This window comes from Pelagibaculum spongiae (assembly GCF_003097315.1).
GTDB lineage: Bacteria > Pseudomonadota > Gammaproteobacteria > Enterobacterales > Pelagibaculaceae > Pelagibaculum > Pelagibaculum spongiae.
Genome location: NZ_QDDL01000001.1, coordinates 647,103 through 672,881, shown reverse-complemented (window position 1 = coordinate 672,881; position 25,779 = coordinate 647,103). Strand labels below are relative to the sequence as shown.

21 protein-coding genes are annotated in these 25,779 nt (G+C 44.2%); 10 read left to right on the top strand and 11 right to left on the bottom strand.

The features are described from left to right. Window positions 1–126: 126 nt before the first annotated feature. From DC094_RS02950 to recN, 3 genes are all read right to left on the bottom strand, one after another. Window positions 127–468, bottom strand: a complete 342-nt coding sequence (locus DC094_RS02950; protein WP_116685583.1) for an outer membrane protein assembly factor BamE — start codon at window positions 466–468, stop codon at window positions 127–129. Window positions 469–472: 4 nt separating this feature from the next. After that, a complete protein-coding gene (fur, locus tag DC094_RS02945; protein WP_241503974.1) occupies window positions 473–889 on the bottom strand; it encodes a ferric iron uptake transcriptional regulator in 417 nt (138 codons plus the stop codon). Between the two features lie 279 nt (window positions 890–1,168). Next, entirely contained in the window at window positions 1,169–2,836 is a 1,668-nt protein-coding gene (gene recN, locus DC094_RS02940; protein ID WP_116685581.1) for a DNA repair protein RecN, read from the bottom strand. Window positions 2,837–3,399: 563 nt separating this feature from the next. Here recN and DC094_RS22990 point away from each other — a divergent pair. Beyond that, window positions 3,400–4,212, top strand: a complete 813-nt coding sequence (locus DC094_RS22990; RefSeq protein WP_133245451.1) for a hypothetical protein — start codon at window positions 3,400–3,402, stop codon at window positions 4,210–4,212. Here the strand turns inward: DC094_RS22990 and DC094_RS02930 are convergent. Further along, window positions 4,209–5,099 carry an NAD(+) kinase gene (locus DC094_RS02930; RefSeq protein ID WP_116685579.1) on the bottom strand — a complete coding sequence of 297 codons (891 nt, stop codon included), beginning with the start codon at window positions 5,097–5,099 and terminating at the stop codon, window positions 4,209–4,211. The two genes, DC094_RS22990 and DC094_RS02930, sit on opposite strands and share 4 nt — an antisense overlap. A gap of 162 nt (window positions 5,100–5,261) precedes the next feature. Between DC094_RS02930 and grpE the strand changes: the two genes are divergently transcribed. The 4 genes from grpE (at window position 5,262) to dapB (ending at window position 10,438) form a co-directional block, all read left to right on the top strand. Further along, window positions 5,262–5,846, top strand: coding sequence for a nucleotide exchange factor GrpE (gene grpE / locus DC094_RS02925; RefSeq protein ID WP_116685578.1), 585 nt, complete (start codon window positions 5,262–5,264; stop codon window positions 5,844–5,846). 120 nt (window positions 5,847–5,966) lie between these two features. Next, window positions 5,967–7,895 (top strand): molecular chaperone DnaK, encoded by a 1,929-nt coding sequence (gene dnaK, locus DC094_RS02920; RefSeq protein ID WP_116685577.1) that lies wholly within the window; start codon window positions 5,967–5,969, stop codon window positions 7,893–7,895. 163 nt (window positions 7,896–8,058) lie between these two features. Beyond that, window positions 8,059–9,189 (top strand): molecular chaperone DnaJ, encoded by a 1,131-nt coding sequence (dnaJ, locus tag DC094_RS02915; RefSeq protein WP_116685576.1) that lies wholly within the window; start codon window positions 8,059–8,061, stop codon window positions 9,187–9,189. A 445-nt stretch (window positions 9,190–9,634) separates the two neighbouring features. Continuing rightward, the gene (gene dapB / locus DC094_RS02905) at window positions 9,635–10,438 is read left to right on the top strand and encodes a 4-hydroxy-tetrahydrodipicolinate reductase (protein WP_116685574.1); all 804 of its coding nucleotides are present in this window, start codon (window positions 9,635–9,637) and stop codon (window positions 10,436–10,438) included. 77 nt (window positions 10,439–10,515) lie between these two features. On the opposite strand, the gene DC094_RS22800 is transcribed toward dapB, so the two are convergent. Further along, window positions 10,516–10,878, bottom strand: coding sequence for a PH domain-containing protein (locus DC094_RS22800; RefSeq protein WP_369406196.1), 363 nt, complete (start codon window positions 10,876–10,878; stop codon window positions 10,516–10,518). A 187-nt stretch (window positions 10,879–11,065) separates the two neighbouring features. Here DC094_RS22800 and dsdA point away from each other — a divergent pair, with 187 nt between their 5' ends. Further along, a complete protein-coding gene (gene dsdA / locus DC094_RS02895) occupies window positions 11,066–12,394 on the top strand; it encodes a D-serine ammonia-lyase (protein WP_116685572.1) in 1,329 nt (442 codons plus the stop codon). Window positions 12,395–12,465: 71 nt separating this feature from the next. On the opposite strand, the gene DC094_RS02890 is transcribed toward dsdA, so the two are convergent. After that, window positions 12,466–13,356: a hypothetical protein gene (locus DC094_RS02890; protein ID WP_116685571.1), complete on the bottom strand. Its 891-nt coding sequence runs from the start codon at window positions 13,354–13,356 to the stop codon at window positions 12,466–12,468. 586 nt (window positions 13,357–13,942) lie between these two features. Between DC094_RS02890 and carA the strand changes: the two genes are divergently transcribed. The 4 genes from carA to DC094_RS02870 all read left to right on the top strand — a co-directional run bounded on the left by carA (window position 13,943) and on the right by DC094_RS02870 (window position 19,359). Further along, the gene (gene carA, locus DC094_RS02885; protein ID WP_116685570.1) at window positions 13,943–15,097 is read left to right on the top strand and encodes a glutamine-hydrolyzing carbamoyl-phosphate synthase small subunit; all 1,155 of its coding nucleotides are present in this window, start codon (window positions 13,943–13,945) and stop codon (window positions 15,095–15,097) included. Between the two features lie 25 nt (window positions 15,098–15,122). Then, window positions 15,123–18,347, top strand: a complete 3,225-nt coding sequence (carB, locus tag DC094_RS02880) for a carbamoyl-phosphate synthase large subunit (protein WP_116685569.1) — start codon at window positions 15,123–15,125, stop codon at window positions 18,345–18,347. Continuing rightward, entirely contained in the window at window positions 18,344–18,820 is a 477-nt protein-coding gene (greA, locus tag DC094_RS02875) for a transcription elongation factor GreA (RefSeq protein ID WP_116685568.1), read from the top strand. Before carB ends, greA begins: the two co-directional genes overlap by 4 nt. Before the next feature lie 260 nt (window positions 18,821–19,080). After that, window positions 19,081–19,359 carry a DUF805 domain-containing protein gene (locus DC094_RS02870; RefSeq protein ID WP_241503952.1) on the top strand — a complete coding sequence of 93 codons (279 nt, stop codon included), beginning with the start codon at window positions 19,081–19,083 and terminating at the stop codon, window positions 19,357–19,359. Between the two features lie 118 nt (window positions 19,360–19,477). Here the strand turns inward: DC094_RS02870 and DC094_RS02865 are convergent, their stop codons facing one another. The 5 genes from DC094_RS02865 to DC094_RS02845 all read right to left on the bottom strand — a co-directional run bounded on the left by DC094_RS02865 (window position 19,478) and on the right by DC094_RS02845 (window position 25,570). Further along, window positions 19,478–20,860 carry a TRAP transporter large permease gene (locus tag DC094_RS02865; protein ID WP_116685567.1) on the bottom strand — a complete coding sequence of 461 codons (1,383 nt, stop codon included), beginning with the start codon at window positions 20,858–20,860 and terminating at the stop codon, window positions 19,478–19,480. Continuing rightward, a complete protein-coding gene (locus DC094_RS02860) occupies window positions 20,860–21,453 on the bottom strand; it encodes a TRAP transporter small permease (RefSeq protein WP_241503950.1) in 594 nt (197 codons plus the stop codon). Before DC094_RS02860 ends, DC094_RS02865 begins: the two co-directional genes overlap by 1 nt. A 14-nt stretch (window positions 21,454–21,467) precedes the next feature. Beyond that, the gene (locus DC094_RS02855) at window positions 21,468–22,469 is read right to left on the bottom strand and encodes a TRAP transporter substrate-binding protein (protein ID WP_304598344.1); all 1,002 of its coding nucleotides are present in this window, start codon (window positions 22,467–22,469) and stop codon (window positions 21,468–21,470) included. A 348-nt stretch (window positions 22,470–22,817) separates the two neighbouring features. Then, on the bottom strand, window positions 22,818–24,215 hold the full coding sequence (locus DC094_RS02850) for a sigma-54-dependent transcriptional regulator (protein WP_116685566.1): 1,398 nt from the start codon (window positions 24,213–24,215) through the stop codon (window positions 22,818–22,820). Next, window positions 24,212–25,570, bottom strand: a complete 1,359-nt coding sequence (locus DC094_RS02845; RefSeq protein WP_116685565.1) for a sensor histidine kinase — start codon at window positions 25,568–25,570, stop codon at window positions 24,212–24,214. Before DC094_RS02845 ends, DC094_RS02850 begins: the two co-directional genes overlap by 4 nt. Between the last annotated feature and the right edge of the window lie 209 nt (window positions 25,571–25,779).

Here is a 25,779-nt window from a genome sequence, read left to right as displayed (position 1 = left end):
TTCAAAACGTTGTGATTGGTTGGTGTTAAGCACAACCTCAAAACCAATCTCCAGATAGCAGTTCGCCCTCTTAGTCTGAAAAAAATCGGGCTAAGGGGGCAAACTGATTTGAAGCTTGCATCTAACTTATAGCTTGGCTGAACTATCTACCTTGCTACGATCAATTATATGCAACTGGCCATTTTTGAAATGTAATGTCAGGCGACTGTATTGATTTGGCTGGCGTTCACTGGTCAAGCTGTAAACGTATTCCCAATGCCCTGAGTCTTCCATTGAACGGAAGCTTGGGCTGCCAAGCAGATAGTTGACCTGTTCAGGGGTCATGCCTTGCTTGAGTTGCTCGATCTTGTCAGTCGGTGGCAAAGTGCCCTGGCGAATGTCGACCGTATAAATCAGTGAGTCAACCCAACTACAGCCGCTAAGGCCGAGGGTAAGTGCCATAGCCAGTGGCAACATCAGCTGGCGCATGGCGCTACTCCTTGGAAACTTTTGGACGAACGTACAACACCAGATTGTGATCGATTAGCTCAAAGCCTTCCGCTTCAGCAAGTTCTTTCTGGATTCGCTCGATCTCTTCGCTGTGAAATTCTACTACCCGGTTAGTTTCCAGGCAGACCATATGGTCATGGTGCCCACCGCGAGATAGTTCAAACACCGAGTGGCCACCATCAAAATTGTGGCGCAGTACGAGTCCGGCATTTTCAAACTGGGTTAATACTCGATATACCGTGGCCAGACCGACATCTTCGCCAGCTTCCAGAAGTGCCTTGTAGACATCTTCGGCGCTGACATGTCTTTGCTCGGTAGTCTCAAGGATCTGCAGAATCTTGACTCTTGGCAGGGTCACTTTGAGTCCGGCCTTTTTCAGTTCCTGATTTTCCAAAACAATCCTCTTGAATTCTGGTCCTGATGCTACTGGGTGCGAGTAGTCAGACAAATCACACATTAGAGCGCCATGATAGGTGATTAAAAGAATAGTGCCAAGTTGCAACTAAATGCAGTTATCAAACTCCGTTTGTCGCGGCAGTTTTCTGCATGAAAGGCACTCTAACAGCCAATAGGCCTTAGCTGACAGACCAATTTACTGACAGTGGGCGTGCAAATTGTCTATTTTGTAGTGTTATCAATAGTTATCGCCAAGTAGGGATTGGTTACAACTATATCGCTTTTATTCACTTCGTAGCGCATCTTCTAGCAAAGTCGTCGCATGTTGAAGGCCTTGGCGGGTTATTTTTCGACCGCCTAGCATGCGGGCTATTTCCTCAATTCTTTGTTGGGAGGAAAGGCTATCGAAACGGCTGTAGGTATTTTTCTGATCACTTCGCTTGGAAATTTTCAAATGCTGATCACCGCGACTGGCAACTTGTGGCTGGTGGGTGATGCAAAGCACTTGTTGCTGTTTGCCTAATTCTTGTAACAGCTCACCAACCGTTTCGGCCGTGGCACCGCCAATACCCACATCGACTTCATCAAAGCCTAGCGTGGTGTGGCTGCGTGAATCGATGGTGCTGACTTGTAGCGCCAAGCTAATTCGAGATAGCTCGCCGCCAGAAGCAATTTTGCTGATGGGACCCATCGGTTGGCCGGGGTTGGTGGTGCAAAGAAATTCTGCCTGCTCTAAACCACTCGGTCCGGCAGGTTTTGCTTCTAGAGCGACTGCGAACTGGCCCTTGGCTAAATCTAACTTACCCATCATGCGGCTGACTTTGCGAGATAGTTGTTCGGCAGTGGCCTGCCGCGACTGGCTAAGTTGCTGTGCTTGTAGCATGTAATGCTGTTCTAGCGCGGCAATTTGCTCAGCGAGCTGTTCACAATTTAAATCCACTTGCTCTAGTTGTATTAATTCATCATTTAATTGCTGCTGAATTTCATTTAATAGCTCCGGTGCACAGCGGTGCCGTTTGGCCAAACTGTAAATTTCAGATAAACGTTGGTCAACAAATTTCAGCCTTTGCGGGTCTAGGTTGCAGCTTTGACTGTAGTGATTGAGCTCGCTGGCCGCTTCGGCTAGCTGAATATGTGCGCTATCTAGCATTTGGCAAATCGGCTCAAACTGGGTTTCGGTTGCCTTTAACGGCTCTAGCTGTGCCTGCAGACGTTCAATTTCGTTAACTAAACTGCGTTGGCTGCTATCGAGTTGTTGGCCGCAACTTTTTGCAGTGGTGGCGAGCATGCTGACGCTGGATAGTTTTTTTTGTTCTTGTTCCAATTGTGCAATTTCATCGGTTTGCAATTGAAGTTGGTTGAAATCTACCAATTGAAAATTAAGAAATTCAATTCTTTGACCGCGAGTTTGAATGCTATTTTGCAGCGCTTTGAGTTGTTTGAGCTGCGATTGCCAATTACTCCAAGCCTGCTCAACCAGTTGCAGTTGAGGCAATAATTTGCCGCTATGGTCGAGCAATTCTGATTGGGCTTCGCGCTTGAGTAGCAAGTAGTGTTGATGCTGGCCGTGGATATCGAGCAGATAGCGGGAAAAATCACGAACCTTGGCTAACGGCAGCAGGCTGCCATTAATCCAACTGCGAGAACGACCTTCCGGGGTGATGACTCTTCGCAGTACACATTCGTGGTCGCTATCCATTTCATTGTCTTTGAGCCATTGCATTGCTTCTGGTAGTTGCTGCAATTCAAAGCTGGCGCAAATCTCTGCTTTTTCAGCACCGGGCCGCACCGGGTTTTGTTCTAGCCGGCCGCCGCATGCCAGTGTTAGGGCATCTAACAAAATAGATTTGCCAGCACCTGTCTCGCCGGTTAGAACGGTTAAGCCTGGTTGAAGGTCCAGTTCCAGATGGTCGATAATCGCAAAGTTTTGAATGTTGAGTAGCTTTAGCATGGTGTTCAAGCTCAAATCGGTGCGGCGGGATACAAGTTCGCCAAGACTGTATAAATGATCAGTTGTTTTGTAGCACAGGAATAAGACTGTGTAAATATACAGTATCGTAATGGAAGGTAAATTATTATGTCTAAGTAGCTAAAGGAGAGCTAAAAAAACGTGTTGAAATAATTCCTGAATTATTCAATCAAGATTCCGAGTAATTTTTATAGTAAAAACAATATGCTAATAAAGTTGATGCCTTGTTCCTTGTTCCTTGTTCCTTGTTCCTTGTTCCTTGTTCCTTGTTCCTTGTTCCTTGTTCCTTGTTCCTTGTTCCTTGTTCCTTGGTTGGTCATTTCTAATGGTTTGCGCAGGAGGGCGAAAATATTACTCACAACAATAAATTTTTGATTTTTTTGAAAGTTTTTTTTGTGGTACTAGCGGTTGTTTCAGAAAAAAATGTTTTAACCCTTGCCCTTGCCCTTGGTTGTTAGCACTTGATTTGTTATTTATATAATATATGAAGTTTTTATAAACAAAACACATTGTATTGCTTTGTTTATTTTTAAATCGTGAGTGGAATGATGAACCAAAGTTGTACGGTATATTTGTGGTTACCGAAAGGGGCTTCTAAGAGCGTTTTTTCAGGGAATGCGCTTTCCAATATGATGCGGCATGTTGGAACTGTTGGTCATGCAGCGATGCAGATTGGGGGCCACCTCGATACAGGAAAGTACGTTTGTTGGTGGCCTGATCATACTATTGGTCATTCTCATGTTTTGCCTGGGGTGAAGGCGCGGGCGAGTCACTTTTCAGCGGAAGATGATTTTAAAAAAGAGAAAACGCGACCTAGAAATAAAAAAATAAATGACCTATCAATGATTTTGCGTCAATTTTCATCTGAAGGGTTTTCAGAAGAAATGGTGGTGAATATGTTTCATGAGAATATGTTGCATACTGCGATGGGAGTGTCAGAGCAATATATTGATAATTGGTTTGAGCGTGGCCATAACGAAAATGAAGCGGCATTTATTGCCACTGTTATGAATAGTATTAAAGCAAAGAAAGAAATGGCTTTATCTAATTTAGACAAATCTTTTCATGCTAGACCTGATTTTTCAGACCGTTTGCCGTGGCAGGTTAATATTGATGGGCTAGATGAGCAAGCGATGGCAACTGAATGGCAAGCAATTCGAAGTAAGCCAGGTGCACATTATCGGCTTTTTAGGAAGAATTGTGCCACGGTTGTTCATCGAGTATTAGCTGCAGGAGGCGGTGATCAGCGTGCAGGTTGGCGTGCCAGTCATAATTTGATCTGGACGCCTAGTGCGTTGATGACTTATTGCATTAAATTACAAAGATCAAAGAATAAGAGCAAGGAAGCTCTCTATTAATTGTTATTCCACTGCAATTTACTGCGAAGTACTTGAAAGTAATTCTGATCATGCGGGTGAATGAGCTTTAACCGATTAGCCTGCTTTTTAATTAACACGCGATCACCGGGTGCTAAAGGCAAATGCACTTGGCCATCGCAGCTTAATTGCGGGCTGGTTTCATTGTTGTCGGTAATTAGTAATTCAATTTGACTGTCGCCGGGAATCACAATCGGTCGACTATTTAAGGTATGAGCATTCATTGGCACTAATGAAATTGCATCAATGGTCGGGTGCATAATCGGTCCGCCAGCGGATAATGCGTAAGCGGTGGAGCCAGTAGGCGTGGCAACAATAATCCCATCGGCGCGTTGGCGATAAACGAAGTGATCATCGACGGTGACTTCAAACTCGATCATTCGCAAGATTTTGCCAAGGTGCAGCACGATGTCGTTAAGTGCTCGCCCTTCGCCAACCTTTTCACCGTTACGTATCACTTGGCATTCAATTAAAAAGCGCTGCTCTTCAACGTATTTACCATCTAGCACCTGATCGACCAGTGAAAACATGTCATCAGGGTGAATATCAGTGAGAAAACCTAATCGGCCGCGGTTGATGCCCATTACTGGCACATTATGAACCGATAGGGCGCGAGCGGCATTTAACAAACTGCCATCACCACCAACCACTAGAACTAATTGGGCTTGTTGGCCCATTTCTTCTCGGGAGCTGGTGAGATAGTTTTCAGTATTTTCAAAGCCATGTTCCTGGAGTGCCGCAGCAGTCACTGCTTCCAGAATCACACTGATACCTCTGGCTTTTAGGTGCTGGCAAAGTGCGCTGACAGTATCTAATGCTTCCTGATTGCGAAACTTACCGATTACGCCGACCTGGCTAACTGACTGCATGACGGATCCTGACTGAAGTGACTCATCGCATTATGGGGTAAAAAGGCACTAAAACAGAAGAGATTCATAAACTGCAAAGAAAAACCCTTGAATCAAATCTGCTGATCCCCATATAGCCTGTCAGTGAATTGTCGACTTTATATTCTAGATATTGGTGACCCCATGAACGACAAGACAGAGGCTCAGCAAGAGCAGTCTATCGAGAATGAAGCGCAACAGCCTGAACAGGTTGTTGAAGCTGAAATAGAAGTTGAAACTGTTGCCGAACAGGCAGAGTCAGCTGAAGTAGATTTGCAGGGCCAATTAATGGCTGCGCAGAAGAAAGCACAGGAAAACTGGGATCTTGCATTACGCGCCCAGGCTGAAATGGAAAATATCAAACGTCGCGCCGAGCGTGATGTTGCTAATGCGCACAAGTTTGCATTAGATAAGTTTGTTGGCTCGCTGTTACCAGTAGTCGATAGCCTTGAAAAAGCATTGGAAAGCATTGCCGAAGACGATGAAGCCAACAAGGCAATTCGTGAAGGCACAGAAATGACGTTAAAAATGTTCACCGATAGTTTGAGCAAATTTGGCGTGGTTCAGATCAATCCAGTAAGTGAAGTATTCAACCCGGAGCGTCATGAAGCGATGGCAATGCAGGAAGTTGCTGGTTCTGAAGCAAATACAGTGTTGTTTGTGATTCAGAAAGGCTACCTATTAAACGAGCGTCTGGTCCGTCCGGCTCGGGTAATGGTTGCCAAATAGATAGAAAGCAAACAGCAGAATAGCTCTGAAAAAAATAAGGGCTTGAACTGAAAAACGCTGTCCCCATATCAGGGGCAGACTTTAACAAGCGTTAACAGATTTAATCGGAGAAGCCATACCATGGGCAAAATCATTGGCATCGACCTGGGTACCACCAACTCGTGTGTGGCAATCCTTGAAGGCAAAGACTGTAAAGTAATTGAGAACAGTGAAGGTGATCGTACGACCCCTTCCATCATTGCTTATACCGACGACAGCGAAATTCTGGTCGGCCAGTCTGCAAAGCGTCAAGCGGTTACCAACCCGACTAATACTTTGAATGCGATCAAGCGTTTGATCGGTCGTCGTTTTGAAGACGACGTAGTGCAGAAAGACATCTCTATGGTGCCTTACACCATCGCTAAAGCCGATAACGGCGACGCATGGGTAGAAGTAAAAGGTGAGAAATTAGCACCGCCACAGATTTCTGCAGAAATCTTGAAGAAAATGAAGAAAACTGCCGAAGATTTCCTAGGCGAAACAGTTTCTGAAGCAGTTATTACGGTTCCTGCTTACTTCAACGACTCACAGCGCCAAGCAACCAAAGATGCTGGCCGTATTGCGGGTCTAGACGTAAAACGCATCATCAACGAGCCAACTGCAGCAGCACTGGCTTACGGCATGGATAAGGCACGCGGTGATTCTACCGTTGCTGTTTATGACTTAGGTGGTGGTACTTTCGATATCTCTATTATCGAAATTGCAGAAGTTGATGGCGAAAGTCAGTTCGAAGTATTGGCAACCAACGGTGATACATTCCTTGGTGGTGAAGACTTTGACATGGCAGTTATTGACTACCTGGCAACAGAATTCAAGAAAGACCAAGGCATCGACCTGAAAGGCGATCCACTGGCAATGCAGCGTTTGAAAGAAGCCGGCGAGAAAGCGAAGATTGAATTATCTTCTAGCCAGCAAACTGAAGTAAACCTGCCTTACATTACTGCTGACCAAACCGGTCCTAAGCACTTAAATGTAAAAATTACCCGCGCTAAGCTGGAATCTTTAGTAGAAGATCTGGTAAACCGCTCATTAGCACCTTGTAAGCAAGCGCTGAAAGACGCTGGTTTAGCAGCATCAGAAATTGATGACGTTATCTTGGTTGGTGGTCAGATCCGTATGCCATTGGTTCAGCAGAAGGTTGCTGAGTTCTTTGGTAAAGAGCCACGTAAAGACGTTAACCCTGATGAAGCTGTTGCCATGGGCGCAGCGATTCAAGCGGGCGTTCTTTCTGGTGACGTTAAAGACGTATTGCTGTTAGACGTTTCTCCACTGTCTCTGGGTATCGAGACTATGGGCGGCGTAATGACTAAGCTGATCGAGAAAAACACCACGATTCCTACCAAGAAATCGCAGATTTTCTCGACTGCTGAAGACAATCAAAATGCAGTAACCGTTCACGTACTGCAGGGCGAGCGTGAAGTGGCTTCTGGTAATAAATCTCTGGGTCGTTTCGATCTGGCTGATATCCCACCAGCACCACGTGGCATGCCACAAGTTGAAGTAACCTTTGACATCGATGCTAACGGTATCTTGAACGTGTCGGCTAAAGATAAGGCGACCAACAAAGAACAGTCCATCATCATCAAGGCTAACTCTGGCTTGAGCGATGACGAGATCGATCAGATGGTTCGCGATGCTGAAGCTCACGCTGAAGATGACAAAAAGTTCCATGAACTGGTTAATGCACGTAACACTGCAGACAACATGGTTCACGCAACGCGTAAATCTTTGGGTGAAGTGGAAGATCTGTCAGACGAAGAAAAGCAAAGCATTGAAGATGCAATTGCAGCAGTTGAAGAAGCTCTGAAAGGCGACGATAAAGACGACATCGAAGCTAAGACTCAGACTTTAACTGAAGTTTCAGGCAAGCTGGCTGAAAAACTGTATGCCAAGCAACAGGCTGAAAACCCTGAGGCAGCAGAAGGCGCGCAGCAAGCTCAAGGCGCAGCACCAGAAGACGACAACGTCGTTGATGCTGAGTTTGAAGAAGTTAAAGAAGACAAAAAGTAAGCACGGCTGCTAATGGTGATTGGCAGTCAAGCAAAGAAGGCCAATCGCCATAAGAAACGCAGCCGTTAATAGCGGCTGCGTTTTTTTGGTTTGTTCGCGCGAAACATTTTTTCGCTATTACAGACGCTGGTTTGTCTGAAGACAGCTATTGATTGAGACGGTTATGTCAAAAAGAGACTTTTACGAAGTACTGGGCGTAGACAAAAGCACCAGCGATGCAGACCTGAAAAAGGCCTACCGCCGTTTGGCAATGAAGTACCACCCAGACCGTAACCCGGACGACGCCTCTTCCGAAGAGCGCTTCAAAGAGGTTAAGGAAGCCTACGAAATACTGTCTGACAAGCAAAAGCGATCGGCTTATGATCAATATGGTCATGCAGGTGTCGACCCACAAATGGGCGGTGGTCATGGTGGTGGTTATGGCGGCGCAGGCTTTGGCGATGTTTTTGGTGATGTTTTCGGTGATATTTTTGGCGGTGGTGGTCGCGGTGGCCGGAGCCAAACACAACGAGGCTCCAACCTTCGCTATAACCTGAATCTGACTTTGGAAGAAGCGGTTCATGGTTGTAACAAAAAAATTCGGATTCCCACATTAGTCGCTTGTGAGCCGTGTAATGGCACTGGCTCTAAAAAAGGCTCATCACCTAAAGCGTGTGGTACTTGTGGTGGTCATGGCCAAGTGCGGATGCAGCAAGGATTCTTCTCGGTTCAGCAAACTTGTCCGGCTTGTCATGGCCAAGGTCAGGTAATTTCTGATCCTTGTAATAGCTGCCATGGTCAGGGCCGTAAAGAAGATTCTCGCGTATTGCAGGTTAAGGTGCCTGCCGGTGTCGATACTGGTGACAGAATTCGACTGGCTGGTGAAGGTGAAGCGGGTGTTGGCGGCGCGCCTGCCGGTGACTTGTTTGTTCAGGTTAACGTTAAAGAACATGATATTTTTGCCCGTGAAGAAAGTGATTTGTACTGTGAAGTGCCCATTAGCTTTGTGACCGCAGCATTGGGTGGTGAACTGGAAGTGCCGACTTTAAATGGTCGAGTGAAGTTAAAAATTCCAGGGGAAACTCAGTCTGGTCGTATGTTCCGTTTGCGCGGTAAAGGTGTTAAAGGGGTTCGCGGCGGGCCGGTAGGTGATTTGATGTGCCGGGTTGCAGTAGAAACGCCTGTCAGCCTGACGACTAAGCAAAAAGAATTATTGCAAGAATTCAATGATTCGATGGGTGGAAAACACCATAAGCACAGCCCGAAATCTAAGAATTGGTTTGACGGTGTGAAAAAGTTCTTCGGCGATCGCTAATTAGCTTTGTGATCGTTTCGAGAATACTTCAAAATAGCTCGCCATAAGGCGGGCTATTTTTATTTCCAAGGATGGAATGTATGTCGTAAGGAGGCAGGGAGCCGATACGACGATTTCCAAGGATGGAATGTATGTCGTAAGGAGGCAGGGAGCCGATACGACGATTTCCAAGGATGGAATGTATGTCGCAAAGAGGCAGGCTGCCGGTGCGACGGCTGCCATTTGTGACGTGATCAATTACATGGCATCAGTCATTCGAGTATGGGTATCGGAGCTCAGTTGCCATGAATGGTAAATTCATCAGGCATCGAGAAGTTGCTAGATTAACTTCCCTGTCGCTGGGTCCTCGCCAATCCCTAGCGAGAATGACGTGGCCCACCAATAAAGCTTGAGGAATTGATGGCTTTGTTGGTTATTAAAACAGAACTATAAATCAGGAGTCACTATGCAGCGTATCGCAATTATCGGCTGTGCCGGTCGAATGGGCCGGGTGTTAATCGAAGCGGTCAGCGAAAGAGCCGATATGGAAGTGGGCGCAGCAGTTGAGCGGCCAGACTCTTCATTGATTGGTGCTGATGCTGGAGAGCTAGCGGGTCAGGGGAAGATCAATGTTCAAATCGCCGGTAGTTTATCTGATGTGCTAGACGATTTTGATGTGTTGATCGATTTCACCAGCCCAGAATCTACCTTAGAAAATGCTCGTTTGTGTGCTTTAGCTGGTCGTAAAATGGTGGTGGGCACTACCGGACTAACCGACGATCAAAAAGCCGAGTTAGCGCAATCTGCTGAAAAAACAGCGATAGTTTTTGCGCCGAATATGAGTGTCGGGGTTAACTTGTGCTTTAAGTTGCTTGAGTTAGCGGCTTCAGTATTGAATGAAGGCTATGACATCGAAGTATTAGAAGCACATCATCGCCATAAAGTTGATGCACCTTCTGGTACTGCATTAGGCATGGCCGAAGCCGTGGCTAAAACGCTGAATCGTGATCTAAATAAATGTGCTGTTTATGGCCGTGAAGGTCAAACTGGCGCTCGTGATCCACAAGAGATCGGCTTTGCCACGGTGAGAGCAGGCGATATTGTTGGTGATCATACGGTAATGTTTGCCACCGAAGGCGAGCGCGTAGAAATTACGCATAAAGCTAGTTCGCGAATGACTTTCGCTAAGGGTGCAACCCGTGCTGCAGCTTGGTTAGAAAATCAGCAGCAAGGTCTGTTCAGTATGCAAGATGTATTGGGATTAAATTAATATCGGATTGAAGTAATCGATATTTTTTTCTTGCTAAGCCCCGATCAATAAATCGGGGCTATTTAATAAGAATCATTTCAGTTTTTTAGATCGCTAATGGCTGCTGTTAATGCTCGAGAGAATTTGTCAGTGTTGCTTGGTGAGATAATTATGCTTCTGTTATCTATCTGTACTTTTATTCTTTTTAGCGATAAGGCGGGCGAACTCAGCATTGTCTTGCTGGGCTCTATAGTCAGTTGACTATTGCTATTAAATGCAAGTTTCCAACGAAATATGCCGCAATAGATAACTAAAGCTTCAGGTCGGATGGTATATCTAGTGTGTGCTAAGAAAGATACTGGAAGTATGCCGCCGAATATTACACTAGCCCAAAAAGTTATGGGTTGGCTGTAGAAGCTCGCTGTTGCCTGGTATGCGCTATAGAGAATGACACCTGTCATTAGTACAATAAACCACAGGTCGATTTTTGAATTAAAGGTTTTCATCCAAATCCCCTACTGTCTTATTCTTTTATAACGGGCTCGCGGTGAATTGTAATTCAGATTGGGTGTTTTTTTTTGATCTGGGTTATTTTATTTTGGCTTTGTTGATTATGCTTTTTATTTGAATGATTTAAAGAGGTAATGTGTGTTAAGTCCCAATCGAGTTTTAGTTGAAAAATTTCCTCTGTTGCAATCATTAATTAATCTTGAAGAAACTTGTTGGTTCAATCCAAAAATCACCAGCTTTACTGAAGCATTGCCTGATGTTGGGCTAACTGCCGCCGATATTAAAGATGCTAGTGACCGTTTGCAGCGGTTCGCACCATACTTGGTAAAAGCCTTTCCGGAAACTGCGGAAACAAACGGTATTATTGAATCTGACGTTGTAGAAATTTCTCAGATGAAAAATATTCTACAACAAGATTGTTCAACCGAGATAACTGGTCGACTGCTGCTAAAAAAAGATAGTCATTTGCCAATTTCCGGGTCGATTAAAGCACGTGGCGGTATTTATGAAGTATTGACTCATGCTGAAAAACTGGTAATCAAGGCCGGTTTGCTCAGTATTGATGATGACTACTCAAAGCTGTTTTCAGATGACTTTCGAAAATTTTTTAAAGGCTACAGCATTGCCGTCGGCTCAACCGGAAATTTAGGGCTGTCGATTGGTATTATTAGCGCAAAATTAGGCTTTGTCGTTTCGGTGCATATGTCTGCCGATGCCCGTCAGTGGAAAAAAGATAAGCTGCGTGCTCATGGCGTGACAGTTGTTGAATATCAGCAGGACTATGGCGTGGCAGTTGAGCAAGGCAGAAAAGAAGCTGAGAAAAACCCCAACTGTTTTTTTATCGATGATGAAAATTCCCAAACACTTTTTTTAGGCTATTCAGTTGCCGGTGAACGCGTAAAAGCACAATTTGATTCAGCTGGAATTAAAGTTGATACGCAGCATCCATTATTTGTTTATTTGCCTTGTGGTGTTGGTGGTGGGCCTGGTGGTGTGGCCTTTGGTTTGAAGATGGCTTTTGGCGATAATGTGCATTGTATTTTTGCCGAGCCAACTCACTCACCTTGTATGCTTTTAGGTGTTCATACTGGATTGCATGATCAAATTTCAGTGCAGGATTTGGGTATCGATAATCGCACTGCAGCTGATGGTTTGGCAGTTGGCAGAGCTTCTGGTTTTGTTGGGCGGGCAATGCAGCGATTGCTGGATGGTTACTACACCATTTCTGATCAGCGCATGTACCAGCTGTTGGCAGAATTAAATTCTCAAGAGAAAATTCGGCTTGAACCATCGGCATTAGCAGGAATGATTGGCCCAGCGATAGTGCATTCTAATGTTGAATATTTACACAGAATGAATTTTACGGACGAAAAACTAGCTAATGCAACGCATCTAGTTTGGGCTACTGGCGGTGGAATGGTGCCGAAGATTGAAATGGAAAAGTATTTGTCGAAAATAAATGATTAATTCTTTTTTTAAATAAAAAACCCGATGATTTTTCAATCACCGGGTTTTTTGTATTTGAGGTGCGGCGCTAATTAGTTAGCGATGCGCTCATATACATATACTTCGTGGATTTCACGATCATAACGTGGGTAATGGCCTTTTGGCATACCCAGTACAACACGTTTGCCGCGGTTAAACAAAACCATCATCTCACCGGTTGTTGGGTCGATAGTCAGGCCTTCAATTTCACCGTTTTGCTTCACTTCGGTAAATTTCTTTTCCTGAACAACAGAAGCGTAAGCTTGGTCGGTTACGTTAACCCGGTACATATTGTCTGCAGCGTTATCGTCAGCAATGCCGTCGTCAGCTGTCAGGAATACGTCGCCGTCATTAGCCAGCATGCCTTGGCAGTACTGAGGTACTGGCTGCATGTGAACCTTACGCAAGTATTTTCCAGTAGTCAGGTCATATTCATAAATATAACGACCAGATTCACCGCCGACCCATGAGCACATCCACGCGGTGTTTTTAATACGGTCAACTGCTAATGCAGCAACTTCACGCTGACCTGATGCAGGATCAAAAGCAAATGAACGCTTGAACTTGAGTGTTTTAGCATCATGAACTGCGATCTGGATGTCTTTGCCCGCACCATCTACAAAAAATTCTGCAGAAATATACAAGTCATCACCGACTACATCGATATCACCGATGTGGTTGGCTTCCAGAGGATAGCCTTTGAATGGCTTTAAGTTCTTGGCCATTAACTTGCCTTGCTTGTCATATTTGAAAATAGACTTGCTACCGCTGACGAAAATAAAATCTTCGTTTGCAGCAACGCCTTGACGGCCAGCAACTTCGAAAGAACTTTTCAGTTTGTATTCATATTTAGGCAGCATGTCAGACATATCAGCGGCCATTGCGCTAAAAGACATACCGGCAGCAGCCAGACTCAGCATTAAACCTGTTACAAGTTTCTTCATGTTTTCCCCTGCGAATACCTTAAAAGCAAAATGCTCAACTCGATTTAAAATCGATTAGCGAGCTTGGGCAAAATACTATTGAGCTTTCAGTTGGCTGGCTTGATGTGAATCAATCGCTAGAAATAAAATGATAAAATGTCGGGAATAATGCATATGAATTTTTGGAATATGCGCGTTTGTGAAAAGTAATGAAAGTTAAAGTCTTGCGTTCTATATGATCGCGAAAATATTGTTATAGCGATCTATTGTTTTTTGCGTTTACGGTCGCAAAAAGGAATCTTAGGTCGTGCATTTTCTTTTTGTTAACGAATATATCAGCTGAATATTCTCTAGGGCGCCGGACCACTAGTTTGGAATGAAATCAGACAACTTGTTTCGATCCAATTGAAATAAAGGTAAATTTCTGGATTGTGCAAGATGAAGGCTTAGGGTAAGATGCGTCCAATTTGCTTGGCGGGGATACAATTTTTCGTCATGCTAATTATTTATTTGGCATAAAAGCGGGGTTAGGCGCATTATTTGGGCTGTCTCGCTTTTTTTACGCCTGAAACGGGCTATAGAACAGAAGTATAAGGGAGGCCGAACGTTGACCACACCAGCCATTCTTGCCCTAGAAGACGGCAGTATCTTCCATGGGGTCTCAATAGGGGCCGAAGGACAGACCGTCGGTGAAGTCGTGTTTAATACATCGATCACTGGCTATCAGGAAATCCTGACTGATCCTTCTTACGCGCAACAAATCATCACGCTCACTTATCCGCATATTGGCAATACAGGTTGCAATAGCGAAGACCAGGAAGCGGTACAACTGCATGCCTCTGGACTGGTTATTCGTGATTTACCTCTGTTAGCCAGCAACTGGCGTAGCGAGCAATCGCTCGATGCCTGGTTGAAACAACGCGGTGTAGTGGCGATTGCCGAAATAGATACTCGACGATTAACTCGCTTGCTGAGAGATAAAGGTGCATTAAATGGATGCATTTTTGCTTGTGAAAAAGCAGCAGATCCAGCAGGACAGCAACAAGCTTTAGCTGCGGCTAAAGCATTTGCAGGTCTTAAAGGCATGGATTTGGCGAAAGAAGTTACTACCGATGAAAACTACCTTTGGCGAGAAGGCAGTTGGGATTTGGTAAAAGGCTATCAGGATTTATCGGATCAACCGACAGATTTCCATGTGGTGGCTTATGACTTTGGGGTCAAGCGAAATATTCTCCGCATGATTGCTGACCGCGGCTGTAAGCTGACGGTAGTACCTGCTAAAACACCTGCTGCTGAAGTGCTGGCGATGAATCCCGATGGGGTGTTCTTGTCCAATGGACCGGGTGATCCTGAGCCATGTACTTATGCAATTGAAGCGATTCAACAAATCTTAAAGACCGATATTCCGGTATTTGGAATTTGTTTGGGACATCAGTTGTTGGCGCTGGCTTCAGGTGCACAAACCATGAAGATGAAATTTGGTCATCATGGTGGCAACCACCCCGTACAAGACTTGGATTCAGGTGTGGTGATGATTACCAGCCAGAACCATGGTTTTGCGGTGGACGAAGCAAGCTTGCCAGAGAATTTGCGCGCAACTCATAAATCCCTTTTCGATGGCAGCCTTCAGGGCATCCAACGAACAGACAGACCGGCATTTAGTTTCCAGGGTCACCCGGAAGCCAGTCCGGGGCCGCACGATGTGGCGCCACTGTTTGATCATTTTATTCAGTTGATGCAAACGCATCAAAAGCAAAGCTGAAGCAGGATTTAAGAGGTTTGCCCGCATGCCAAAACGTACAGATATAAAAAGTGTTTTGATCATTGGTGCCGGGCCGATTGTTATCGGTCAGGCCTGTGAGTTTGACTATTCCGGTGCCCAGGCGTGTAAAGCGCTGCGTGAAGAAGGTATTCGGGTTATTTTGGTCAACTCTAACCCAGCGACCATCATGACCGATCCGGCAATGGCCGATGCCACTTATATCGAACCGATTGAGTGGCGCACGGTTGAAAAGATTATTGCCAAAGAACGGCCAGATGCCATCTTGCCAACCATGGGCGGCCAGACTGCACTGAATTGTGCGCTGGATTTGAACCGGGAAGGCATTCTCGATAAATATAATGTCGAGTTGATTGGTGCCAGTGTTGATGCAATCGACAAGGCTGAAGATCGGGATCGTTTCCGCGAAGCAATGGTTAAGATCGGCCTAGATATGCCACGCAGTGAAATCGTCAATAACATGGAAGAAGCGATGGATGCGGTGGAGAAACTAGGTTTCCCATCGATTATCCGCCCTTCGTTTACCATGGGTGGTTCTGGCGGTGGTATTGCTTACAACCGTGAAGAGTTTGATGAAATTTGCCATCGCGGCTTTGATTTATCTCCGACTAGCGAGTTGCAAATCGATGAGTCAATCATCGGTTGGAAAGAGTTTGAAATGGAGGTGGTTCGTGACCACAAAGACAATTGCATTATTGTCTGCTCGATTGAAAACTTCGATGCAATGGGTGTTCACACCGGTGATTCGATCACGGTAGCACCTGCGCAAACTTTGACTGACAAAGAATACCAATTGATGCGTAATGCATCGATTGCGGTATTGCGTGAAATCGGTGTTGATACCGGTGGATCGAATGTTCAGTTCGGTGTGAGCCCTGTGAATGGCCGCTTGGTTGTTATCGAGATGAATCCTCGAGTGTCTCGTTCTTCTGCTTTGGCTTCTAAAGCGACCGGCTTCCCGATTGCTAAAATTGCTGCCAAGCTGGCGATTGGTTACACACTGGATGAATTGCAAAACGATATCACGGGTGGTCAAACGCCTGCATCGTTTGAGCCTTCAATCGATTATGTCGTTACCAAAATCCCTCGTTTTAACTTTGAAAAATTCCCCGAAGCTGAGCCACGTCTGAGCACTCAGATGAAATCGGTCGGTGAGGTGATGGCGATTGGCCGAACCTTCCAGGAGTCTTTTCAAAAAGCATTGCGTGGTTTGGAAACAGGCCTTGATGGCCTAGATCCAATTATTCAGCCGAAGTCAGATGAAGACTTCCTGTTTATGCGCAATGAAATTAATCAGCCAGGACCGGAGAGATTCCGTTATTTGGCCGATGGTTTCCGTGCCGGTATGACCGCTGAAGAATTATTTAAAATCAGTCATGTTGATCCGTGGTTCTTGGCGCAAATGGAAGATTTGTTGCTATGGGAAGCTAAGGTTGAAGCGCTTGGTTTTGATAAACTAGACCAACCGACGATGCGTCGTTTGAAGCGTAAAGGCTTCTCTGATCGTCGCTTGGCTAGCTTGTTAAGTGTATCGGAGCAGCAGGTGCGCGAGCAGCGTCATCAGCAAAAGGTATTTCCGGTATATAAGCGCGTTGATACTTGCGCGGCTGAATTTGCTACCGACACGGCTTACTTGTATTCCACTTATGAAGAAGAGTGTGAAGCGGCGCCAACCAGCAACACCAAATATATGGTGTTAGGTGGTGGCCCTAATCGGATTGGCCAAGGTATTGAGTTTGATTATTGCTGTGTACATGCAGCAATGGCGCTTAAATCTAAGGGTTTTGAGACCATTATGGTCAACTGTAACCCTGAAACTGTTTCTACCGATTATGACACTTCAGATCGACTCTATTTCGAGCCGTTAACCTTGGAAGATGTACTGGAGATTGTTCGTATTGAACAACCTGCCGGTGTCATCGTCCAATATGGTGGTCAAACGCCGCTGAAGTTGGCGGAAGATCTGGAAGCCGCTGGTGTACCGATTATGGGAACACCGCCTTCGGCAATCGATCAAGCTGAAGATCGTGAACGTTTCCAGCAAATGATTGAAAAGCTCGGTTTGCTGCAACCACCTAACCGGACTGCTCGTAGCCTGGAAGAAGGCTTAGTTCAGGCAAATGAAATTGGTTATCCGCTGGTAGTACGTCCATCGTATGTACTGGGTGGTCGGGCAATGGAAATTGTTCATAGTGATGAAGATTTAGCTCGCTATATGACTACTGCAGTTAGCGTTTCCAATGACTCGCCCGTATTGTTAGATCGATTCCTTGATGATGCAATCGAAGCAGATGTTGATGCGATTTGTGATAAAGACGGCAATGTTTTAGTTGCTGGCATTATGGAACATATCGAACAAGCCGGTGTTCACTCAGGTGACTCTGCCTGTTCTTTGCCGCCTTATAGTTTGGGGCAAGAAGTCCAGCAGGTCATGCGTGAGCAAGTGGCAGCAATGGGGCGTGAATTAGGTGTTATCGGCCTAATGAACACTCAGTTTGCGATTAAGGGTGACCAGGTTTATATCCTGGAAGTAAATCCTCGCGCATCGCGAACGGTTCCTTTTGTTTCTAAAGCAACCGGCATGCCAGTGGCCAATATTGCGGCACTTTGCATGGCGGGTTATACGCTGCCTGAATTAGGTGTAGAAAAAGAAATTATTCCACCTTATTTCAGCGTCAAAGAAGCTGTGTTGCCGTTTGCTAAGTTCCAAGGTGTTGATCCAATTCTTGGCCCGGAAATGAAGTCGACCGGCGAAGTTATGGGGGTAGGTGATACCTTCGGTGCAGCATTCTATAATGCAGTACTGGGTGGAAACCAAACCTTGCCAGAATCGGGCCGGGTATTAATCAGTGTTCGTGATGCTGATAAGCCAGCTGCAGTTGTAGCAGGAAAAATGCTACTTGATCTTGGTTTTGAATTGGTTGCTACCGGAGGCACTGCTGCTGCATTGCAAGAGGCCGGTTTGGAATGCATCCAAGTGAATAAAATGCATGAAGGTCGCCCGCATTTGGTAGATATGATCAAGAACGATGAGATCGCTTATGTGGTGAATACCACAGAAGGCCGTCAGTCGATTCGAGATTCCTTTGATATCCGACGGTCTGCATTGCAGCATCAGGTGAGTTACACTACAACGCTTGCTGGAGCCCGAGCGACCGCTTTGGCGTTAGCTGACCGGCTAGATAGCCCGGTTCATCGGCTCCAAGATTTGCATACGAAGGTATCAGGATGAATCTAGTTCCCATCACAGTTGAAGGTGAGAAGGCACTGCGCGATGAGCTGCAGAAAGCTAAAACCATTGATCGCCCGCGAATTATCGAATCGATCGCAGAAGCACGCGCTCACGGTGATTTGAAAGAAAATGCTGAATATCACGCTGCGCGTGAAGAGCAGGGTTTTTTAGAAGGTCGAATTGCTGAAGTCGAAGGTAAGTTATCTAACTGCCAGATTGTCGACATTAGTCAAATGACCAATAATGGCAAAGTGATTTTTGGGTCGACAGTGACCTTGGTAAATGTCGAAACAGAAGAAGAAGTTGTCTACAAGATTGTTGGTGACGATGAAGCCGACATCAAACAAGGCAAAATCTCCTTTAACTCACCGATCGCTCGTGGTGTAACCGGTAAAGAAGTTGATGATTCAGTCAACATTCAAACGCCGGGTGGTGAAGTGGAATATGAAATTGCAGCAGTTAAATATAACTAGTATTTAACCAAGCATTTCAAAAAAACCGTACAGGAAACTGTGCGGTTTTTTTTGCTCAGAGAAAATAGCAGCAATCTATTATGTTTTGTAGGTAATAAGCTGACAATGCGGCAATATACTTGGCAAGCAGGCCATGGATATTAGCCCGTTTGTTAAGATACCTACCAAAATATAAAAGAGGGTAAAATGGAATATTTCATCGATGCATTTAAAAAAATTATTCAGATTTTAAAGGAAGAGCAAGAAGGAAAGCTTACTGGATGTTTATGCTTTTCTATCTGATTTTTTATGTAGCTTGCATTGTACTTGATGTAATGGTGGAGACTGGCGGCATAATCGCAATGGTATATGCTCTGGTAATGTTGGTTCCATCTGTTAGCTTGGCCGCTAGAAGATTACATGACATGAGTCGAAGCGGGTGGTGGCAGTTATTGGTGCTTATCCCATTGATTGGCCCAATTGTTTTGATTGTTTTTCTTGTTCAGGATAGCCATGATGCGAATGGTTTTGGAGTCAATCCTAAGCTGGCAGCTCAGTAAAAGGTGATTTGAATGATAATATTCGCTTAAGGTGAATTAGATTCGTCTTGACGATTTCATTCTGAAATAAAAAGGCCAGAAAATGCTGGCCTTTTTATTAACGATGACTGTTGGTAATTTACCCCAACTTATTTGGCAGCCACAATGAAATTGCTGGAATATAAGTAATCAATATTAGGAAAATCAGCAGCAGTGACAACCATGGTAATGCTGCTTTAATCACCCAGCCAATTCCCATGTTGGTTATGCCTGCGGTGACAAACAGGTTGAGCCCAACTGGCGGTGTTAGCATACCAATCTCCATATTGACCACCATAATGATACCCAAATGGATCGGATCGATGCCGAGCTGAACCGCGATAGGAAACAGAATGGGTGCCATAATCAGCAAAATAGCTGATGGCTCCATAAAATTACCGGCCATTAATAGCAGCAGGTTAACCACAATTAAAAAGCCCCAAGCGGGTAATCCCCAGTTTACAATGGTTTCTGCAATAGCATGTGGAATGCGCTCGGTGGTTAATACATGGGCAAACAGCATTGCATTGGCAATAATAAACAACAGCATCAAACTGACTTTACACGCATCAAGAATGACTTTGCGTACTTCTTCGTTGGCAAAAGATGTTGTGACTGAATAGGGCAGCTGCCATACCGCGCGAACTGATGCCGCTGCAATTGATTCGTCTTGTTTCTTCCAAGGCTCATTTTTAAGTGGGCCTAAATCTCGGTAGCCAAAAACAGCAACTAAAAATGCATAGACAGCTGAAGCAGCGGCAGCTTCGGTTGGGCTGGCGACGCCACCATAAATGCAACCCAGTACTAAAATTATCAGCATTAAACCGGCTAAAGCTTTAGAGCCGGAGATACACCATTTTTTAATGCCAGGAAAGGGTTGAGCCGGTAGTTTTTTAATTCGGGCGACGATATAGATGGCGATCATCAACATGCTACCCATCATTAAACCAGGAATTAAACCGGCCATAAACATTTTAGAAGCCGATACTTCTGTTGCGGCTGAATAGACCAGCATGACAATGGAAGGTGGAATCAGAATGCCTAAGGTACCGGCATTGGCAATGACGCCGGCGGCAAAAGCTTTGGGGTAGCCAGCGCGGACCATTCCGGCAATAACAATAGAGCCGATGGCTGCAACGGTGGCCGGTGAAGAGCCAGATACTGCAGCAAAGATCATACAAGCCATAACAGAAGCAATTGCCAAGCCGCCACGAATATGACCGACTGAATCAATTGCAAAATCAATAATTCTTCGAGCAACACCACCAGTCGATAGAAAAGCCGAAGATAAAATAAAGAATGGAATCGCTAGTAGAGTGTAATGTTCTGAAGTTGCTTCAAATAGTTTAAGTGCAACAGAAGCTAGCGAGTCATTAGAAAATAATAAAATAGTAGCGATGCTAGAAAATCCAAGAGCAATCGCAATAGGCATGCCAATTAGCATACAAAGCAAAAGTGCTGTGAATAATGTTGCTGTAGCCATTAGCGAACTCCCTCTGATTTAACTTCTTCATCGGTTTTTTGTGCCAGTTCTAGGCTTTCTTTGGCTTCGTCCGCTAATTTAAAGCCATCTTGCTTGTCGGTGATAATATTCCATAGCAATATTAAAAAACGAATAGCCAACAATACAAAGCCTATAACTAAAACACTCATGGCAATCCATTTTGGAATCGGTAAATCTTCCATTTCCAATTCAATCAGTTTCATTTTTGCCAGGTAAATCCAGCTGCCATAGATAAACAAACCGCAATAGATCAAGCAGCAGGCGACTGCAATGCTAGATAATATTTTTCGAGGTAGCGGAGGCATCAGTCGAATGAACGCATCTACGCCGATATGGGCGCCAACCCTAATGCCGTAGGAAGCACCTAACAAAACAAACCAAGCTGAAATATAGAGTGTGACTTCTTGAGCCCATAAAAGACCGGTATTAAAAAAGAAGCGCAGTACCACTTCGACAGCAACCAAAGCAGTCATCAGGCCTAATAAAGTGCAGAGAAGGTTTTCTTCAAATCGATGTAGTTTTTGCAGCATAATATTGCTCCATCCTGCAGGCACAACAATCTGTGCCTGCATTTTTAAAATAGCTGCTAATTATTAGACTTGATTGCTGCGCGAATAACGTCTTTACCGATTTCACGCTCAAACTCTTTCCAAACTGGCTTCATTGCATCAACCCACTGCTGGCGTTGACGGTTAGTGATGGTTAGTACTTCGCTTTTGCCAGAATCAATAATTTTTTGACGATCTTCGTTAACTTTACGTGCGGCAATTGAATTACCGTGAGCAATTGCTTCATCGAGAGATTTTTTAACGATAGGGCGAATATCTTTTGGCAAAGTTAACCAGAATTCGGCAGAAGTAACGATTATGTAATCGAGAAGGCCATGGTTTGATTCAGTAATATAAGGTTGTACTTCAAAGAATTTTTTGGAGTAGATGTTAGACCAGGTATTTTCTTGTCCATCAATTGCGCGAGTTTGCAACAGAGTAAACACTTCTGAAAAAGGCTTTTTAACCGGTGTCGCATCAACTGCTTCAAACTGTGCCGCTAAAACATCGGATGCCATGATACGGAATTTTAAGCCATCGATATCTGCTGGTGTTTTTAATGGGCGGCTAGCAGACAACTGCTTTAAACCATTATGTAAATAACCCAAGCCAACTAAGCCTTTTTTCTTTAGCGAGGTAAGTAGCTTTTGACCGGTAGGGCCTTGCTGGAACCTGTCTACCGCTTCCATATCTTTAAACAAGAATGGTAGATCAAAAACCTGCAATTTTTTGGTATATTTTTTAAATTTTGACAGCGATGGCGCAGCTAATTGAACGTCGCCAAGAATCATTGCTTCCAATACTTTATTATCACCAAAGAGTTGAGAGTTTGGGAATACTTTGACTTGTACTTTTCCTGGAAGCCTCTGTTCAACTAGCGCTTTGAATTTGAGTGCCATTTGGCCTTTTGGCGTGTTTTCTGCAACTACATGAGAAAATTTTATTTCAATTGGTCTGGCTTGTAACAAGCCTGACGCAATAAGTGTCGTGGCAGCAGCGATGGTGATTAAGGAGTGCTTTAATAGCTTTCGCATCTTCATAATTTGGCTCCGAATCGTTGTTTTATGCAGCATTGAAGAGCGCATCAAATCTTGGTTGTGCAGCGTTCAAGTAAGGTTTGCTTGCCTTGAAACAACCGAGTTGAGCAATGTGCTCTCGATATTTACTATTGGTGTTGGTTGCTGATAATAAATGCTAGATACGTGCCAGAATCAAAAAAAGTGATCTAAAGTATCGCTGGGTAAGTGTTTGCTGGAGTGCTGAAATCATGCCAGTAAAATGAAAATTGGCGGGAATCCGCCAATTTTATAAAAAGTAATGGGTGGATTGTCACCCAAACAAAACATTGTAATGCAGATGAGTAGAGTCTCTGTCAAAAGAGGTGTGCTTTATTCTGCCGATTTAAACATTTCTTTGTTTAATTGATGTTTTTTCATTTTGTCATAAAGGGTTTTTCGTGGCAGGTCTAGCACTTCCATTGCTTGTTTGAGATTGCCCTTGCTTGACTCCAGCGCCTGTTCTAGCAGACTCCGTTCAAATTGTTCTACTTGATCTGATAGAGATGAAAGTCCATTAGGTGAACTCACTGCGGCAGAAAAATCAAAAGGAGTATGGCTACCCATTAAGATATAGCGTTCAGCTAAATTACGCAGCTCGCGAACATTGCCCGGCCATTGATGTTTGAGTAATGCCTGACGTTGTTCAATAGATAAGGGTACGATTTCACTCTGATATCGTGCTGAAGCAATTAAGGTAAAATGTTGAAAAAGCAGTGCTATATCTTCGGACCTTTGTCGAAGTGGTGGAATATGTACATTGACTAAATTCAATCGATAATACAGATCGGATCTAAAACTGCCTTGGTCACTTAATGCCTTTAAGTCGGTTTTGGTGGCAGCGACTATTCGAATATCGAGTGAGATACTTTTATTAGACCCTAGTGGTTCTACTTTTCTATCTTCCAACACCCGCAGAATTTTCACTTGAAGTGATATCGGCATGCTTTCAATTTCATCTAGAAACAATGTGCCGCCATTCGCATGTTCAAACTTACCCACACGTTTTTTACCTGCACCGGTAAAAGCACCTGCTTCATGGCCAAATAGTTCTGACTCGATCAGGTTTTCTGGAATCGCACCACAGTTAATAGCAACAAAATTATGTTGTTGGCGGTTAGAGTGCTCATGCAAATAACGAGACACTAACTCTTTGCCTGTGCCTGTTTCACCTTCGATTAAAATATCTGCAGGTGCATTAATTACTCTTTTTAATATTTGCCGTAATTGACGCATTGGCTCGCTATTACCGAGAATTCTCGGGCCAGGAGCGGTATGGGCTTCTATGTCGACTTTTAACTGGCGATTTTCCAATACCAGCTGACGTTTTTGCATTGCGCGTTTTACCGCGTCCAGCAAGCGATCGTTAGAAAAAGGTTTTTCTATAAAGTCCCATGCGCCATCACGCATTGCTTGAACGGCCATGCTGATATCACCATGGCCAGTAATCAAAATAACCGGTAAATCTTTATCCCTTTGGTTGATCTGCTGCATTAATTGCAAACCACTCATACCCGGCATAGAAATATCAGTAATTAGTAGGCCGACTTGTTCGAGTTTTTGATCTTTTAATAAATGCTCACCGTTCGCAAAGCAATCAACTTGATAATCTTCTAATTCAAGCGTTTGTCGTATTGAATCACGTAAATAAGCTTCATCATCGACCAGTAAAATTCGAGGTTGAGGGTTAGGTAGATTACTCATATTGGAAATTTGATTTGTTGAATTCATAAATTATCGGCTTTAGCCAGTTCCATGGTGAAACAGGCTCCTTGTTGAATATCACTTTCGACAAATAAATTACCGCCAAGACGCTGCATGATTTGCCTGGAAATTGGCAGTCCCAAGCCAAGCCCTTCACCGCTGCCTTTGGTAGTAAAAAATGGTTCAAAGATATGTTCAATATCGTGTTGGCTAATTCCGCAGCCGTTATCCAGTACCGATAATTGCCAGCTATTGCTGGTTTCAATTAAATGAATTTCAATTTCAGGCCGAACGAGTGGTTCGGTTGTATCGGTTTCTGTTTCCAATTGTTTTGTTTCAAAGTTTTCTAAGGACTGCACTGCATTGCTGAGCAAATTGACCAATACTTGCTGCAGTAGAACCGAGTCACCTTTAACCAGTACTTTTTTATTGATGTTTGGTAGTCGTAATTTAACTTGTTGCTTTTCTATTTGTGGGTGAATAATTTTAATGGCGGCAGTGATTGAATTATTTAAATCCAGTTGACTGATATTGCCGGGACGCTTGCTAGAAAATATTTTAAATCGGGCAATGATTTCTGCCATGTGACGACTGAGTTCGACCACTAACTGCAAGTTGCTTTGTACTTTATCATACTGTTCTTTTTTCAATAGTTTGAGTGCATTTTCTGCGTAATTACTCAGAGCAGTTAACGGTTGGTTCAATTCATGATTGATGCTGGCAGACATTTGCCCTAACAATGCCATTTTGGCCGTTTGTACTAATTCATCGCGAGTTTCTTGCAAACTTTCTTGGGCTTGCTTGCGTATTTGGATTTCTTTTTTTAGTTGGACATTACTTCCCAATAACTCGTGAGTACGCTCTTCTACTCGAACTTCTAGCTGATTTCTAGCGAGGGTTAAGCGTCGCTCGTTACGAATGCGTTCTCGCAGAAATGCCGCTAACAATGTTAGTAGTGTTAGTACCACCAAGCTGAGTAGAAAAACTAATAATGTTTGGTTAGCCGGATAAGTCATGCGACTAAATAGATGAAGTCGCCATTGAGTGTCGGGCATATCAACTTGTTGGTGCAGTAAATGAAAAGCTGCTTGTTTATCTTGTGGGGCAATTTTAATCAGTTGCTTGTTATGCAGTGTTTGTAGTAAAGGCTCAGGTTTTACAAAAGGCAAAGCAGAAATGGTCTTGTCGGGGTAGCGTCGGCTGCTGATTAGTTGTTTTTTTTGTGCATCTGTAAGTGGTTGTAATGATTTTAAACGCCAGTCGGCTTGAGTTGAAATAAATAGCACGCCATCTGGATCTGAAGCGGCAAGGACTAATTGTCCTTGGTCCCACGGGCTTTCCCATTGGTCTTCAATATTAGAAAGATCGTAACCATTCAGCACAATTTAATATAAAAATCGCTTGACAGGTTTTTTTGATATTTTCCCGAATTTAAGCACCTCTTTCAGAATACCACTTAAACGCCGCATTAAACTGCTATTAACACACCTGATTATCAATGTTTTTTGCTCAGAATAGCGCATCAGCATTCCGCTTCTAAAAAGTCGCCACAGTAAGCCTCAGAGACAAAAAAACCACCCTGAAAACCTGT